Source organism: Ferruginibacter sp. (genome assembly GCF_028288465.1).
Classification (GTDB): domain Bacteria; phylum Bacteroidota; class Bacteroidia; order Chitinophagales; family Chitinophagaceae; genus Ferruginibacter.
Map to the genome: position 1 here is coordinate 228,125 of NZ_JAQBNR010000015.1, position 17,376 is coordinate 245,500.

At 43.7% G+C, this 17,376-nt stretch carries 12 protein-coding genes and 1 pseudogene; 3 read left to right on the forward strand and 10 right to left on the reverse strand.

Going from position 1 to position 17,376, the window contains the following annotated elements:
• The first annotated feature begins 17 nt into the window (after window positions 1–17).
• From JWR61_RS06045 to JWR61_RS06055, 3 genes are all read left to right on the forward strand, one after another.
• The gene (locus tag JWR61_RS06045; protein ID WP_301926938.1) at window positions 18–2,186 is read left to right on the forward strand and encodes a PQQ-binding-like beta-propeller repeat protein; all 2,169 of its coding nucleotides are present in this window, start codon (window positions 18–20) and stop codon (window positions 2,184–2,186) included.
• Window positions 2,187–2,285: 99 nt separating this feature from the next.
• Window positions 2,286–3,821, forward strand: coding sequence for an ADP-ribosylglycohydrolase family protein (locus JWR61_RS06050; protein WP_301926939.1), 1,536 nt, complete (start codon window positions 2,286–2,288; stop codon window positions 3,819–3,821).
• 115 nt (window positions 3,822–3,936) lie between these two features.
• A complete protein-coding gene (locus JWR61_RS06055) occupies window positions 3,937–6,672 on the forward strand; it encodes a family 78 glycoside hydrolase catalytic domain (protein ID WP_301926940.1) in 2,736 nt (911 codons plus the stop codon).
• 514 nt (window positions 6,673–7,186) lie between these two features.
• Here JWR61_RS06055 and JWR61_RS06060 read toward each other — a convergent pair.
• From JWR61_RS06060 to JWR61_RS28225, 10 genes and pseudogenes are all read right to left on the reverse strand, one after another.
• Window positions 7,187–9,031: a PAS domain S-box protein gene (locus JWR61_RS06060; protein WP_301926941.1), complete on the reverse strand. Its 1,845-nt coding sequence runs from the start codon at window positions 9,029–9,031 to the stop codon at window positions 7,187–7,189.
• 369 nt (window positions 9,032–9,400) lie between these two features.
• On the reverse strand, window positions 9,401–9,805 hold the full coding sequence (locus JWR61_RS06065; protein WP_301926942.1) for a cupin domain-containing protein: 405 nt from the start codon (window positions 9,803–9,805) through the stop codon (window positions 9,401–9,403).
• A 10-nt stretch (window positions 9,806–9,815) separates the two neighbouring features.
• On the reverse strand, window positions 9,816–10,802 hold the full coding sequence (locus JWR61_RS06070; protein ID WP_301926943.1) for an aldo/keto reductase: 987 nt from the start codon (window positions 10,800–10,802) through the stop codon (window positions 9,816–9,818).
• A 133-nt stretch (window positions 10,803–10,935) separates the two neighbouring features.
• Window positions 10,936–11,319, reverse strand: a complete 384-nt coding sequence (locus JWR61_RS06075; RefSeq protein ID WP_301926944.1) for a hypothetical protein — start codon at window positions 11,317–11,319, stop codon at window positions 10,936–10,938.
• Between the two features lie 67 nt (window positions 11,320–11,386).
• Window positions 11,387–12,337 carry a sugar phosphate isomerase/epimerase gene (locus JWR61_RS06080; RefSeq protein WP_301926945.1) on the reverse strand — a complete coding sequence of 317 codons (951 nt, stop codon included), beginning with the start codon at window positions 12,335–12,337 and terminating at the stop codon, window positions 11,387–11,389.
• A gap of 412 nt (window positions 12,338–12,749) precedes the next feature.
• The gene (locus tag JWR61_RS06085) at window positions 12,750–15,002 is read right to left on the reverse strand and encodes a xanthine dehydrogenase family protein molybdopterin-binding subunit (protein WP_301926946.1); all 2,253 of its coding nucleotides are present in this window, start codon (window positions 15,000–15,002) and stop codon (window positions 12,750–12,752) included.
• 45 nt (window positions 15,003–15,047) lie between these two features.
• Window positions 15,048–15,506 (reverse strand): (2Fe-2S)-binding protein, encoded by a 459-nt coding sequence (locus JWR61_RS06090; RefSeq protein WP_301926947.1) that lies wholly within the window; start codon window positions 15,504–15,506, stop codon window positions 15,048–15,050.
• Window positions 15,507–15,547: 41 nt separating this feature from the next.
• Entirely contained in the window at window positions 15,548–15,955 is a 408-nt protein-coding gene (locus JWR61_RS06095) for a cytochrome c (protein WP_301926948.1), read from the reverse strand.
• A 142-nt stretch (window positions 15,956–16,097) separates the two neighbouring features.
• Entirely contained in the window at window positions 16,098–16,334 is a 237-nt protein-coding gene (locus JWR61_RS06100; RefSeq protein WP_301926949.1) for a nuclear transport factor 2 family protein, read from the reverse strand.
• Window positions 16,335–16,507: 173 nt separating this feature from the next.
• Window positions 16,508–17,325, reverse strand: a pseudogene (locus JWR61_RS28225) (aldo/keto reductase).
• Between the last annotated feature and the right edge of the window lie 51 nt (window positions 17,326–17,376).

Here is a 17,376-nt window from a genome sequence, read left to right on the forward strand (position 1 = left end):
TCATCTAAATTTTGTCAATGAAAAAAATCAATGCGCAGCTGTTTTATTGCCTCGTAATTATTTCAACCATCAGTTGCAACAAAAAAACAGGCGATGGCGGCTGGCCGCAATACAAAGGCTCTGATGCCAACATTCATTATTCCTCGCTTACACAAGTAGACACCAGCAATGTGACACAACTAAAACTGGTTTGGGAGTATCATGCAGGCGGCGTAGACACGGCCAACCATTCGCAAATGCAATGCAACCCTATTATGATTGACGGATTGTTATATGGCGTTTCGCCCAACATGAAATTGTTTGCCATCGATGCGGCTACGGGTAAAGAAAAATGGCAGTTCAGTCCATTTGATTCATTGAATGGCGACAAGCGCATGTTTTTTATTTTGAACAACTGTCGCGGCGTTACTTACTGGACGGATGGAAAAGAAGACAAGCGCATTTTGTATACAGCAGGCAGTAACCTGTATTGCGTCAATGCGCTGGATGGCAATCTGGTAAAGAGTTTCGGACAGGATGGAAAGATAGACCTGCACGATGGGCTGGACAGGGATGTGAAAGATCTTTTTATCACAACAACAACGCCGGGCATTATCTTTAATGACCTCATCATCATGGGATCAAGGGTGGATGAAGGAGCCGCTGCTGCACCGGGACATATACGTGCCTTCAATGTTAAGACGGGTAAAAGAGCCTGGATATTTCACACCATACCTCATCCAGGCGAAGCAGGTTACGAAAGCTGGGACGACAGTACCGCATATCGTTTTATTGGTGGCGCCAATGTGTGGAGCGGTTTTAGCATGGATAAAGAAAGAGGCATAGTGTTCGCCTGCACCGGTTCAGCCAGCTATGATTTTTATGGTGGCAGAAGAACGGGCAATAATTTGTATGCCAATTCTATACTAGCCCTGGATGCAGCAACTGGCAAAATGCGCTGGCATTTTCAAACGGTTCACCACGATGTGTGGGACAGGGATTTAAGTTCGCCACCAATCCTGGTAACCATTACAAGAGAAGGTAAGAAAATTGATGCGCTTGCAGTTACCACCAAATCTGGTTTTATATTTTTGTTTGACAGGGCCAATGGAAAACCCCTTAACCAAATTGTTGAAACACCGGTGCCCAATCAAAGCGATTTAACGGGCGAAAAATTATCGCCCACCCAACCCGTGCCGTCGTCTCCTGCGCCGTTCATGCGCCAGCTGATTACAGAGAAAGAACTCAATACCCTGCTGCCCGATTCATCCTACCAGGAGGTTAAAAAAAGATGGACATCCTATAAAAATGATAATATGTTTAACCCGCCTTCTTTGCAGGGAACAATCGTGTTTCCAGGCCTGGATGGTGGAGGGGAATGGGGCGGCCCAACCTTTGATCCAACCACGGGTTTATTGTACGTAAATGCAAACGAAATGGCCTGGGTAATTCAGGCGGTAGACATCAAAAACATTCCTGTGAAAGCAGAGCATTACCTGGAAGCCGGCACAAGATTGTATCGCTCCAATTGTATGACCTGTCATGGCCCGGAAAGAAAAGGTTCCGGTAATTTCCCTTCTTTGATCAATGTTGAAAAAAAATACACCGCAGCGTCTTTCGATACACTTATACAAAGTGGCCGCAGAATGATGCCCGCATTCAAACAATTGAATACGGTTGAAAGAAATGCCATCGCCTCTTTTGTATTGAACCTGCAGCCACAGCAAAATAAAAAGTTTGTGGATACCGCAGCGGCTAAAAAGAATGATCCTTTTAAACTGCCTTATACCATTACCGGGTACAATAAATTTTTAAGTAAAGAAGGGCTTCCCGCCATTGCACCACCGTGGGGAACTTTAAATGCAGTTGATCTTTCCACGGGTAAATATGTATGGAAAAAAAACTTTGGGAATGATCCCGCTTTTCCAAACGCCAAAGAACCAACAGGGGTTGAAAGCTACGGTGCATCGGTGGTTACGGCCGGCGGACTGTTATTTATAGCCGCAGCAAAGGATGGCAAATTGCGTGCTTATAATAAGCGGAATGGTAATTTACTATGGCAGGTCGACTTGCCTGTTCCGGCCTACGCCACACCAGCCATTTATTCAATCAATGGCAAACAATATATTGTGATTGCCTGTGGTGGTGGTAAAATGAATACAGCCTCCGGCGATAGTTATGTGGCTTATGCGTTGCCAGACAAATAACTGAACGTGAAATGAATATAGCAAACAGCATTCTTTTATAAGTGATGGCAATAAGGTATATTACAACTCATAACAAACACCCGTTAAATATCACATCATATGAAAAAGGCAAGTCTTACTATAACCTGTTTTCTATTGCTGCTGCAGTTGCTGGCACAAACAAAAACAATCACTCTTTCAAAAGAGAAACTGAATGATAAAATCCGTGGCGGCTGGGCCGGCCAAACCATTGGCGTAACATTTGGCGGGCCTTACGAGTTTCGTTTTGACGGTACTTTTATTGGCGATTACCAGTCGCTGTTATGGTATGATGGCTATTTAAAAAACACCATGCTCAACAACCCCGGTTTGTATGATGACCTGTATATGGACCTGACTTTTGTTGATGTGTTTGAAAAGTACGGACTCGATGCGCCGGTAGATTCTTTTGCCAATGCCTTTGCCCACGCCGGTTATGCGTTGTGGCATGCCAACCAGGCCGGCCGCTATAATATCCTGCATGGCATGAAGGCGCCCATGTGCGGGCAATGGAAAAACAATCCGCATGCAGATTGTATTGACTACCAGATTGAGGCAGATTTTGCGGGCCTGATGAGTCCGGGTATGCCCAATACGGCTTCTGCTATCAGCGATAAAATTGGTCACATTATGAACTATGGCGATGGCTGGTATGGCGGTGTATTCGTTGGTGCGATGTATTCAATGGCATTTACTTCCAGCGACATTAATTATGTGGTGAGTGAGGCGTTAAAAACCATTCCAAAGCAAAGTGAATTTTACCAGTGCATCAACGATGTGATTGGCTGGCATAAAAAATATCCGGCAGACTGGAAGCAAACCTGGCTGGAAGTACAAAAGAAATGGGCCAATGATATCGGTTGCCCGGATGGTGTATTTGCACCGTTTAACATAGATGCCAAAGTGAATGCGGCTTATGTTGTGATGGGATTATTGTATGGCGAAAAAGATTTTACAAAAACGCTTGAAATAGCCACCCGCTGCGGACAGGATGCGGATTGCAATCCATCAACAGCCGGTGGAATTTTAGGCGCCATCATGGGGTATGATAAAATACCTGCTTATTGGAAAATGGGTTTAAAAGAAGCAGAGAACATTCCGTTTAAATACACTACCATGAGCCTGGATAATGTATATACCACCGGGTTAAAACACGCGTTGCAGAATATAGAAAGAAACGGCGGTAAAATAAATGGTGACAATATCAGCATCGTACTGCAATCACCGAAGCCGGTAAAGATGGAAAAATCTTTTGATGGTATTTACCCTGTCACAAAAATTCCGGTAAAATGGTCAGATGCTAAGGATGCACTGAACTTTGAATTTGAAGGAACGGGTTTTGTTTTAAAAGGAGAGACCGCTGCCTGGGCAAGCACAACAGATTTCGTTTTTTCTACCCAATTATTTATTGACGACAAGCTGGTGGAATCCCCGGAACTGCCCGCCAACTACACAACACGCCGTCATGAACTTTGCTGGAAATACGATCTTTCAAAAGGAAAACACAAAGTGCAGTTGAAAATAGTAAACCCGTCTAAGGAATTTAATTTTAATGCAGGTGAGGTAATAGTGTATTCTGATAAGCCTGTGAACGGATTGCTGGCTAATAAGAGATAAATGAGTGGTGAATGGTGAATGGTGAGTGGTGAATAGCCAGTAATGAGTTGAGAGTAATCCTCCCGTGCCTGGTCCTTAATTAATCTTTCAAATTTTGATGCATAAAATAAAGCAGTTGAAAAAAGTATTAACCCTCACAATCTTATGTTGTCTTTTTCTGATGAACAGCTTTGCAATACCTCTGCTACCAACCACACTTACCTGCGAATACATGGTCAACCCATTGGGGATTGATACAAAGACACCGCGGTTTAGCTGGACATTAAGCAGTGCAGAAAGAAATCAGTTGCAGTCCGCTTATGAAATTATTGTAAGCGATCAGATGCAGGAATTACAACAGGGCAAAGGCAATCAATGGACAACCGGGAAAATAATTTCAGCGCAAAGTATACAGCTGGAGTATGCCGGCAAGCCGCTGCAATCTTTTACAAAATATTACTGGCGTGTAAGAGTGGTCAACCAAAAAAATGAAGCATCGGGCTGGAGTGAAATCAATTCTTTTGAGACGGCCACGCTCAATGCAAATGACTGGACGGCCAAATGGATCAGTGATGATAGTAAGAACCCGGCGAAGGATGAAGACTATTACAAAGAAGACCGCATGCCATTGCTGAGAAAAGAATTTGCGGCCGGCAAAAAAATTGCCAGTGCCAGGTTGTACATCAGCGGGCTGGGTTATTATGAAGCATTTTTAAATGGTAAAAAGATCGGCGATCACGTGCTGGAACCTGGCTTTACTACTTATAAAAAGCAGGTGCTGTATTCGGTGTACGATGTTACAGCGATGCTGAAAAAAGGAAACAATGTAGCAGGCATCATGCTCGGCAGCGGCTGGTGGAACCCTCTGCCGCTGCGCATCTTCGGTCGATTCGATCTGCGTAAAATTCAGCAGACCGGCCGGCCATGCGTACTGGCAGAAATTCATATCACCTATACTGATGGTACAAAGCATACCATCAATACAGATGAGAGCTGGCAGACAGCGCCCGGCCCGGTGATACACAACAATGTGTACCTCGGTGAAAAGTATGATGCCAGGCTGGAACAAAAAAACTGGAATACCATTGGCGCTGGAAAGGCCGGCTGGAAAAATGCAAGTATTACTACAGGCCCTTCAGGCATAATAACAGCGCAAATAGCGCCGCCCATCAGGATTACAAAAATCATCCGGCCGGTAAAGATTAATGAACAGGGTAAGGATACTTTTATTGTTGACATGGGGCAGAATTTTGCAGGCGTTGCACGCATTAAAGTAAAGGGGCCAAAGGGAACCAAAATAACTATGCGGCTTGGCGAAGATGTGTGGCCGGACGGCAGATTGAATTTTATGACGGCCGTTGCAACTCAGCTAAAAAGCCCCGGAGCAGGCGGTCCCGGTTCGCCGGATATTGCCTGGCAGGAAGATGGTTATATTCTAAAAGGAAGCGGTACGGAAACCTGGCAACCACAATTTACATTTCATGGCTTTCGCTATGTGGAAATTACCGGCTGGCCGGGCAAACCAACATTGGCGGATATTGAAGGTCTGCGCATGAACAGCGATGTGGCACAGCAGGGCAATTTTAGTTGTTCCAACGAAATGTTTAACCAACTGCATAAAGTAATTCAGTGGACATTTCTCAGCAATATATTCAGTGTGCAATCTGATTGCCCGGCGAGGGAGAAGATGGGCTATGGCGCCGATATGGTGGTAAGCTCCAACGCATTTATTTACAACTACGGCATGGCGAATTTTTATACCAAGGCCGTAACCGATTTTGCCAATGAACAACAACCGGATGGCGGCATTACAGAGATAGCGCCCTTTACCGGTATTGCAGACAGGGGCTATGGCGGCGACTCCGGCCCGATGGGATGGGAGCTGGGTTATTCTTTTTTACAAAAGCAGTTGTATGATTTTTATGGAGATAAACAAGTCATCGAAAATAATTACCCGGCTTTTATGAAGCAAATGGAATTTCTGCAATCAAAAGCAAAAGACGATTTATTTTACTGGGACATTGGCGATCACGAAGCACTCGATACCAAACCTGATGCCTTCAGCGCTTCCTGTTTTTATTATCACCATGCAAAACTGGCCGAAGAGTTTGCCGGCATTTTACACAAGCAGGATGATTCGGTGAAATTTGCAAAGCTGGCCCGCAACATTAAAGAAGCCATCATCAGCAAATACAATGTGCGCAACACAGGCCGGTTTGACAATGCCACGCAAAGTGCCCAGACTATGGCGCTGTGGTATGGCCTGTCACCTGAAAAAGATTCGGCGCTGGCGGTGCTGATGAGCGAATATGCAAGGCACAACATGCATTTATCCACCGGCATATTTTCTACTAAAATGATGTTTGATGTATTAAGGGAAAACGACCGCAATGAGGTTGCCTATACCATCGCCAATCAAAAAACTTTTCCGGGCTGGGGCTTTATGCTGGCCAATGGCGCCACCACATTATGGGAAACCTGGGCGCCCACCGGCACCGTCTATTCGCAAAACCATCCTATGTTTGGCTCGGTAGATGAATGGTTTTACCGTTCCCTGGTGGGCATTAATCCTGCCGCACCCGGCTTTCAAAAAATTATTATCCATCCCCAACCTGCCAGCGACCTTACCTGGGCAAAGGGCAGCTACCAATGCATGTATGGCACTATCTTAAGTGACTGGGAAAAAAGCAGTAATGGCTTTGCATTGCATGCAGTAATACCGGTAAATACAACCGCATTGGTTTATGTACCCTGTAAAGAAAATGCAGTTGTGATGGAAGGTGCCGGTAAAGTAACTGTTGCACGTTACGAGCAGGGCTGTGCGGTGGTGCAAGTTGGTTCGGGTGAGTATTTTTTTAGGGTGGGGGAGTAAGTATGTAGAAATTTTTGATTCAATATATCCATTATAAAAAGTGTCGTTAGGTGTGAGCATACGCTGCGTGAGGCGCTTAAAGAAATGCTTAATTATTATAGAGTATTTTTAAAGAAATCTATCAATCTCAATCTGGCGCAGAACTCCTTTCCTGATGCCAGATGTTGCTAATGCAACAATATAGAATGTAGCTCAGTTCTTTTGTTCCCGGTCTTCAATTCAAAAACTTCTCAGGCGAAGTCTCTGCACAAGTTATTTTAGTCCTATAACCTGCCCTGACAGGTTGCAGGACTTGCCACCTGTCAGGGCAGGTTATTTGTTTACAACTCTTGCACTTTAGACGGGACAGCACTTTCATGATTTCGTCTAATAATATTTGTGTTTCCCTTCCCAATCTATGGCGAGTCCTTCCTAACTATTCTTTCTGATTGTTGGTTTAGGCTTTAAAGAGATATCGCCTGGAAACTTTAAAATTGGGCAAGAAGGGGAAACCAGAAACGGAAGAAAAGGCAACTTATATATTTCCCCCCACCGGCAAACTATCAAACCGGATATTTATTTTACAGCCCTGTCCAATGCCGGTATCAATGCATACCCTGCCCCCATATGCTTCGGCACGGTGCGTAATATTGTTAAGCCCAATGCCTCTTTTGGCCGTTTGTAAATCAAATCCTTTTCCGTTATCCGCTATTTCTACGGCTATTGAATTGTGATATTGGTGAAGTGTGATGCTGATTTTTGTAGCTGCCGCATGTTTTATGATATTACTGAATTGCTCCTGTACAATGCGATAAATATTGGTTTTCAAACTTTCGGGAATGGAGGCTTCGTTCAGTCTCAAATTTAATTGAACCTTGGCATTCCCTGACGGATAGCTTTTTGAAAGTACTTCAATGGATTCTTTTAAATTGTTATTACTGAGTGTAGGCGCAACAAGCGAAGCAGATAATTTCCTTATTTCCTCATGCGCCACACTTAGAATATCCAATGCCGTTTTAATAAATCCTTCGTTTTTGGCAGAGCTCGGTTTTACCTGCCGTATGTAAAGCCTTGACGCTGCCAGCAACTGGTTCACATTGTCATGTAATTCCATTCCAATTTGGGAACGGCTGCGTTCTTCCGCCTCAATAATTTCCTTTTGCCGGTTTAATTTTGACAGGTTTAATTCTTCTTCAATTTTCAGTTTATCTGTTATATCGGTGATGGTAATCAAATACACATTGTGGCCCCTGTAAGTCATGGGAGTGATAGTGGGTTCTACCTGAATGATGTCACCATTCTTCCTTTTATGGCTCCGTATCGACCGGTCACCTGCATAATTGTTAATCAATTGATTTTTTAGTTTTGCATGTTCGTCTTCCACACGGATGTCAAAAAGGGATAATTTCAGGAATTCAGCCCTTGAATATCCATACAGTTTAATAGCAGTTTTATTGACCTCTAAAAACCGCATCGTTTTTTTATCTACTATGCCAACTGCAAAAGGGCTGGTATTGAAAAGTGTTTTATAAAGATGCTCTGATTCCCGGAGCGAATGGTCTATTTTCTTTTTTTCGGTAATGTCCTGCACAGTACCAACGGCTCTTTTAAGATTTGCTTTTTTATCAAATTCAATCCGGGCTTCTTCGTTCACCCATTTTTCACCGCTTTTTGTTATAATCCGATGTTCAATATGATATCTCCCGGTTTTCAAAGCCTGTTCCCATTTTTTGTCTACCAAATTCCTATCGTCTGGATGAACCGCTTCCAGGAATTTATTATAAGTCATTTTCGTTCCGGGAGCTAATTCAAAAATATGATAAGTTTCGTCCGACCATTCCAACTGGTTATCTCCGGATACATCCAGGTACCAACTGCCTGTTTTAGCAACCCGTTGTGCGTCTTTCAATTGTTTTGTCCGCTTTAATATTTCGTGTTGAACCTGCAGCAGTCTTGCTTCATTTTCTTTTTGCGCCGTAATCAAATTGCGGATAGAGAGGTATTGAAAAACGGTTCCGTTTTGGTCAACGATAGGTGTAATGACAGTGTCAACCCAGTAGTAAGTTCCGTCTTTAGCTTTATTCTTTATTTCACCACGCCAGGCCTTGCCGGCGGCGATCATTTGCCACATGTTCCGGAAGAATTCTTTTTTGTGGTAACCACTGTTGATCAGCCGGTGATTTTGTCCCATCAGCTCTTCAGCGGTATATTTTGATACCCTGATAAACATCTCATTGACGTATGTAATGTCTCCATTTATATCAGTGATGGAGACAATGGCAGCTTCATTTACAGCGGCCTGGTAGGCCGACAGCATTTGTACCATGTCAGCAGGATGATTGCCCGGGGAAGGAGCTTTGCCCTTGTGGATTGATTTCATTTTGAATAAATACTTTACCTAAAGTAGGGCCAGGTAACAGTTTAAGGTATGATAGTGGACAGGTACAAAGATGATAAAAATCAATAGCATCTTTTAGTATTTGTCCTGCTTATTTTAAAAAGAAGCAGGACCGTATTTATCCATATGGAGGATGGCTGATTTAAAATAAAGCGAAATAGCTTAACTGCTATAACCGGTTTTGCGTGGAAGTAATTAAACTTGCTGACGATATAAAATAAGCGTTCAGATTGCATTTTATTTTCCGTAGAGGCGGTATTACCGGCAATTAAGATTGCCAATTTTTATTTTGGGATCCAATCATCTATTCCATACAGTAACCCGCGCAACGGTTGAGTAAGTGTCATGGATTTAGTGGACACTGTTATATTCCTCATCGGTCACCGGCGTTAACCAATTCACTGCAACGCCTGCTTTAATATTGGTGATGGCAATATGGATAAAATAGCTGTCCCTTGTCGCACCATGCCAGTGTTCAACGCCGGATGGAATTACCACTACATCGCCCGTTGCGAGCGGCCTCGCCGGATTTCCTTTTTCCTGGTAGAATCCTTTGCCGTTGGTCACCAGCAGAATTTGCCCGGCTGGATGAGTGTGCCAGTTGTTTCTGCAACCAGGTGCAAATTCTACATTTCCAATTGCATAACTGCCTGTTTCATCTTTCGGAACCAAGGTGTTCAGCCAGGCTGTGCCGGTAAAATATTGAGCAGGTGTTTTTTCACCTCTCGGGAAAATAGCGTTGTCATTTTCACTCATAAAAATTATTTTATAAGCCGGTGGATTTTTCCATGGCTTCGGTGTAACGGGTGCCTGTTATTTGTATTTGTACAGAAGCGGTTTCAATTTCCAGCAATTCTTCCTTTGTTAATTTAATGGAAGCTGCGCCATTATTTTCAGTTAGGCGATGTGGCTTTGTTGTTCCCGGAATGGGTACAATCCATGGCTTTTGCGCCAGTACCCAGGCCAATGCAATCTGGGCGGTAGTCGCATTTCTTTTGGCTGCAAACTGACCGAGTAAATCCAGTAACACTTTATTGGCAACACGTGCTTCTTCTGTATAACGTGGCAGCAGATTACGAATATCGCCTTCAGCAAATTGGGTAGTCTCATCTATTTTACCCGCTAAAAAACCTTTGCCCAGCGGACTGAATGCTACTAAACCTATACCCAATTCTTGTATCGTGGGAATGATCTCTTTTTCATGCTGTCTTGTCCATAGTGAGTATTCGCTTTGTAATGCTGTAACAGGCTGCACGGCGTGCGCACGGCGGATTGTGCTGGCACCTGCTTCTGACAAACCGAAGTGTTTTACCTTGCCTTCTTTAATCAAATCTTTCACCGTACCTGCCACATCTTCAATCGGTACATTGGGATCCACACGATGCTGGTACAACAAATCAATCGCATCTACCCGCAATCTTTTCAGTGATGCTTCCGTCACCTTACGGATATTTTCCGGGCGACTGTTTACACCAGCCATTTTTCCATCTACAATATTGAACCCGAATTTGGTGGCGATAATAACCTCACGCTTAAACGGCATCAGCGCTTCACCAACCAGTGCTTCATTTGTAAAAGGGCCATATACTTCAGCCGTATCGAAGAAGGTAACGCCCTGTTCAACGGCGGAACGGATCAGTGCAATCATGTCCGTTGTATCAGCCGCAGGTCCATAGCCAAAGCTCATGCCCATACAACCGAGGCCGATGGCGGAAACTTCCAGGCCGGTGCTACCCAATATTCTTTTTTTCATGTTGATTCGTTTAAATGAGAAAGCGAAGTTACACAGCCGAAGGCCATAACATCATACTGTAGCACTAAAAAAGCAGCCCTCTGCATCTTGTTACTGATTACAAAGGGCTGCTGTTTATCAAAAAAATCTGTTGTTATTTAGCTCCTTTCACCCGGTCGCCTTCCGCATCAAACATGCCCATCAGGCTGCCCGTTACATGGTCATCATCTTTCTTGTTCATCACCAGGTTTACATCATAACCCTGGGCGGAAAAATAAACGGTGACAGTTGTGTCTGCTAACTCAACCTTATCAAGTTTAGCGATTTCCTTTCCGGTACTATCCTGCACCGCACCAGTCAGCGAAGCATCTTTTTTGTCGAGTGTAAAAAACATTTTGGTATCACCCTGTGGCAGTGATTTTACGAGTACGTTCCATTTACCCTCAAAGTAGTCAGCGCCAGTTTTGGTTTGGGCACTTGCTCCAAAAGATAAAACCAATAATAGTATTGCAGTTAACGTTGCATGTAGCTTTTTCATTTTGTAGTTTTTAATATGCAGTTTGTAATGATGAAATTAAAATGTTGCTGATTATAATTTATAGCTATCAATACAATGTTTTCTTCAGATAGTTTAAACTATTGGTGACATTTTGAATCGGTTGCGGTGCGCCATCCTGCTCAACAAAATAATACTTCATGCCGGATTCTTTTGCATTGTCAAAAATGTGCTTGAAGTCAACAACGCCGGAACCTACTTCTGCAGGGTTCATCGTGGCTTTATCCAGGTCTTTTACATGCCACAGCGGGAAACGGCCGGGGTGCATTTTAAACAACGCTACAGGGTCCTGCTTTGCCTTGGTAGCCCAGGCAAGGTCCAGTTCCATCTTGACTAAATTCTTATCGGTGTTGGCAAGAATATAATCAAACGGGCGATGGCCTTCTACATCATCAAACTCGCTGGTGTGGTTGTGGTAGGCGAATTGTACACCTGCTTTTTTACAGGCTTCTCCCGCCTTGTTGAAAACATCCACCGCAGTTTTTATTTCATCCAAAGTACTTACTGGAATGCTGGAACACACCAGGTAACCAATGCCGCCTTCTGCTGCGGCATCCGCCAATTCCTGGTGATTTTCTTTCAGGTTAAGTGACTTGGGCATATTCTTCATCCGGTCCCATATTTTTTCCATCCTGGCAGAATCTGCTGCTGTCTTGGCCATTTTCATGAGCGATTCCATGGTAAAAGCCGCACCGCCTACGTGGGCTGAACGCCAGGTCATGCCGGCATCTTTTATCATGGCCGCCAGTTCTTTTGGTTTGTAGCCATAAAAATTCCCTTTTTGCGAACCGGCGCTTTCCAGTTCTTTATACCCGATAGCAGCCAGCTGTAGCAAAGTGCCTTTGGCATCTTTTGTCATCATATCACCGAGGGTATACAATTGAAGCCCGGGTGATGGAAATGCTTTTTTACCGGTCAGTATGCCTGCCGCGGCGGAACGTGCAAGCAGCAAACCTGCTGCCGCCATCGTACCTGATTGGATAAATTTTCGTCGTTGCATGAATCGTTATTTTTAAGTGTAGAAAATTGTTTGAATAAAGCCGGTAAGCACGTGTTGTGGTTGTTTAAAAGACGTTATAATCGTTGGATAAATATAAACCTTTTATCAGACTAAATAACTTCTGTAATCTTCAGCCAGCAAAAGAAATCAGGGCAATGTTTTCCCGGAGTATGCAAAAAAATCGTTTACAGATACGTTAAATAATTGTACGACCCCCAATACGTGTGTTGATTTAATCAACATTCGAAGCCACGAAAGGATTTAAAACTATTACAAGGGTGGTTGCTGTCTGGTAGATATTATGCGGAAAAATACAGTAACAAAAAGTCGCATAACAGTGCTCTGCAGCGGTGGAATATAAATTCAGTATGGTATGCTAAACAGCCTGGGAGATATTGTATTTTCAACCAGTTTATTTAGTGGCAAAATCCTTTGAAAAAGGCTGATTATAAAACCGTTTGCCCATGTTTTTATGCAGCGCATTTGCCACTGCACCAAATACCGGTGGAAAAGGCGGCTCTCCTAATCCCGTTGGATCAATGTTATTTTCTACAAAATGAACTTCGATTGTTTTTGGCGCCTCTTTCATCCGGATCATCCGGTAACGGTTGAAATTATTCTGCTCTGCAGCGCCGTCTTTATGTGTCAGACCACCGTACAACGCATTGCCTATTCCATCCACTACAGCGCCCTGTACCATGTTGATGGCTGCATCGGGGTTAATTACCACACCACAATCCAGTGCACTGAAAACCCGTTCCACATAGGGTTGTCCATCTTTCTTCACCATGTCTACCACATGTGCTGCATAAGAGTTATGGCAGAAATAAGCAGCTACGCCGCGGCTGTATTTTTTATTCTCTGGAGCATTCCATCCCGATTTTTCTTTTACCAGGTTTAATACACCTGCATACCGGTCAGCGTCGTATTCATTGTTTTTACCCACCGGGTTTTCTTTGCCCCGCTTTAATAATGCCAGCCTGAAATCTATTGGGTCTTTGCCTGCGAATTCAGCCAACTCATCCAGGAAAGATTGTTCGGACGCCGCATTGAAATTGGAGCCAGGTGCCCTGAATGCGCCAATGGTAATGTTGGAGGGTATTTCCCAGCCCTCTGCCAGGTAGTTGTCGACCGTACCGGCAGGAAACCTGTTTGGATGAACCGCATGTTCAGGAATACCACCGCCCTTTACATGAAAGGCGATTAAATTTTTATTGGCATCCAGCGCAGCACGGTAGGTAGCCATGTACATCGGGCGATAAATACCATACGTCATATCATCTTCGCGGCTGTACACCAGTTTGATGGGCGCTTTTACTTTTTTAGAAATCAGCGCTGCTTCTATCACATAATGTCCATATGCCCTCAGGCCAAAGCCTCCACCCATGCGGGTCATTTGTATTTCGATCTTGTCGGGGGGCAGATTTAAAATTTTTGATACCGTTGGTTCTATCCAGCCGGGTGCCTGGTGTGGTCCTACCAACAAGGCTTTCTCCTCTGTAACATGGGCGAAAAAATTCATTGGCTCCATACAGTTATGCGCCAGGAAGGGAGCAGTATAGGTGCGTTCTAAAATATGAGCTGCATTTTTAAAGGCAGTTTCCGGGTCGCCATCTCTTCGCAATTGTTTTGCTGGTTGCTTTGCAAGTGCCGTCATTTTAGCCAGCTGGGTGGTGGTACTTTCAAGCCCTGCTGGTATGGTAACTTCATTTTTGCCACGAAAGCCTGCGATGGTTTCTTTGCGTTCGGCGATTGGCTCCCAAATTACTTTTAGTTTTTTACGTGCATTCATCACTTCCCAGGTGGTGTTGCCCACTACTACCAGCAAATCATTAAATGTACGGGTATCAAAACCGGCCTGTTCAAAACCATCTTCGTACAGCTTCATGCTAAACACATCTTTGATGCCCGGCATTTTCAAAGTTTCCGTTGCGTCAAAAGATTTTAGTTTCATCCCGAATGCATGCGGATGCTCAATCATGGCTATCAGCATTCCCTCCTGTGTATGATCCATTCCAAACAGCGGTTTGCCGGTTACAATTTTCTGCCCTTCAACATTTTTCTTTGAGTTGCGCACGGTATTAAAACTCCTTATGTCTTTCAGCTTAACTCCTTTTGGTATAGCGATAGCGGAAGCCTTTGACGCGAAGGCGCCATACGTTCCCGACTTGCCGCTCTTCTCATGATACAACGTTCCCGCCTTGGTTGTAATTTCTTCTACCGGCACAGCCCAGGTTTGTGCAGCTGCCTGCATCAGCATATTCCGTGCTGCTGCTCCTGCTTCACGTAGCGGCTTCCAATACATTCGTACTGAATTGCTGCCGCCGGTAAATTGCGGTCCTAATTTCATGTTGTCATGCGGCCCCATTTCTACCATTATTTTTTGCCAGTCTACATCCAGCTCTTCCGCAATAATCATCGGCAGTGAGGTCATTACATTCTGACCAAACTCAGGGTTGGGATTCAAAATTTTTATGAGGTTATCCGGTGTAATTTTTATGTAGCCGGTCACTTCACTCCATTCTTCTGACCCATTCACCACAGTTGTTTTACCATCAAAGTTGAACTTTGCCAGCCCGCTAAAACTGATCATCAGTCCACCGCCTGCAAGTAAAGACGATTTTAGAAATGAACGCCTGCTATGGTTTGTTGTATTGTTTTCCATGTTGAAATGCTTTGAATTGTAGTTAGCGTATTTTACACAATAATTTTATTGCTGCTTTGCCGCAGACTGTATGGCTTCTCTGATGCGCACATAAGTACCACACCTGCAAACATTACCGCTCATCGCGGTATCAATCTGCGCCTCCGTTGGATGCGGATTTGCTTTTAACAACGCAGCCGCTGTCATAATCTGACCGGTCTGGCAGTAACCGCATTGCGCCACATCGTGCTCCAGCCATGCCTTTTGTACCGGATGATCGCCGTTTTCAGAAAGGCCTTCAATAGTGGTAATTTCTTTATTACCAACTGCAACTACCGGTAACTGGCAGGAGCGGACTGCCACTCCATTGAGGTGTACAGTGCAAGCGCCGCACATGGCAACGCCACAACCATATTTTGTACCCGGCATATCCAGGTGTTCTCTCAACACCCAAAGTATGGGTGTTGCAGGGTCTACATCAACCTGTTTGGTTTGCCCGTTAATTTTTAAGTTATAAACAGCCATTGTGTAAAATTTATTCGTTAAGCTAAAGTAAGTCGTTTTGTTTATTGTCTGAGCGCCTTTACCATTGCAGGTGTTACAGCAGCTGGTATTTTATTGCCCCAGCTGTTTTTACAATAATTCAGCACGTCAGCAATTTGCTCATCTGTCAAATAATCCTGGGCGGGCATGGCAATATTGTATTTTTTGCCATTCACTGTTATTTCTTCGGCTTGCCCTTTCAGTATAATATTGATCAGTGTTTTGTTTGGCTTTTTCATGTAAGCTGTTTTGGCCAGGGGAGGATTGACTTCAGCTATCCCTGTTCCATCTTCCATGTGACAATTCTGGCACTGCAATGCATATACTTCCTTTCCTCGCTTAATACTTTCGCTCAGATTCTGATTGGGCATTACACCTGCGGTAAAAACAATTGCAGATACCATTAAAGAGATCGTCATTTGTTTATTCATTGGTCTAAATTTAATCAATAATTTCTAGGGCAACACAGCTTATTATTTATTCATTTTAACCGGTCTGAGCAATTTTAAAAAAAGTGAGCGAGCCCATTTTCCATTTGCTCTTTTCTTTTATGTACACTTCAGTCACCATAAATCAGTGCACCACTTCATTTCCTCCCACCACAGCCAGCAGGTCAAGGTCGTTCAGCAGGGTGGCGGTGTTGCCAAAGATGTTTACTACCACAGAATATACTTCGGCTTTTTTATACCAGATACCGCCACTTTTGATGGTAGCCAGTTCCTGCGTTTTGCCCCAGCTTCCACCCATGTGTATAAACATGGATTTGTCATCAAAAAGCAAATTCAAAGAGTCTATATTTTTGTCTGACATCCACTGTCATTTTTGTTTGGAAAGGTTGATGACTTCTTGTTGCTCAGGTGTATTGTTGGTTGCCGTTTTTATTGATTCTGTGAGCGGCTGCTATGCATAAGATGACAGATCGCAGATAATGCCTACCAACAGACTAAGGATTTTTACTTTCATTTTTTTGTTTTAGTGATTGATTAATTATTCAACTTTCGTTCGCCTAAACATTTTACCATTGCCGGGTCACGGTGGTCAAAGAAGGCGCTTGCTTTTGTATCCAGTGTTTTAATCGCTTCCATATCCTCTGCACTTAATTCAAAATCGAATATATTGATGTTCTCTGCCATTCGTTCCTTACGCACCGATTTAGGAATCGCAACGACTGCCCTTTGCGTAAGCCAGCGCAGTACTATCTGTGCAATCGTCTTGTTGTATTTTTTACCGATGGAAGCCAGCAATTCGTTGTGGAACAAATTGTTTTTACCTTCCGCAAATGGCCCCCAGGATTCTATCTGTACATTGTTTTCTTGTAAAAACTTTTGTGTTTCGTTTTGCTGATGAAAAGGATGCGTTTCAACCTGGTTCACAGCAGGTACAATTTCGTTGTGAACGATTAAGTCCATTAACCTGTCTGGTTGAAAATTGCTAACACCGATGGCTCTTACTTTTCCTTCTTTGTACAGTTCCTCCATAGCTCTCCATTCGCCATACACGTCACCATACGGTTGATGAATAAGGTATAAATCCAGTAATCTAACTGCAGTTTTTTTAAAGAATTTTCAAAAGCTTTTTTTGTTCCTTCATACCCGCTGGATTGAATCCAGAGTTTTGTAGTAATGAATAATTCATCTCTTTTTACGCCACTGCTTTTGATTGCTTTTCCCACTGCCTCTTCGTTACCATAAGACTGGGCAGTATCAATCAGGCGATAGCCTGTTTCGATGGCGTCCATAATACTTCTTTCACATTCTCCCAGGTCTGTTACCTGGAAAACACCAAACCCCAAAATGGGCATTGCTACTCCGTTATTTAATTTTACTGTTTGCACGATGTATGTTTATTTGTT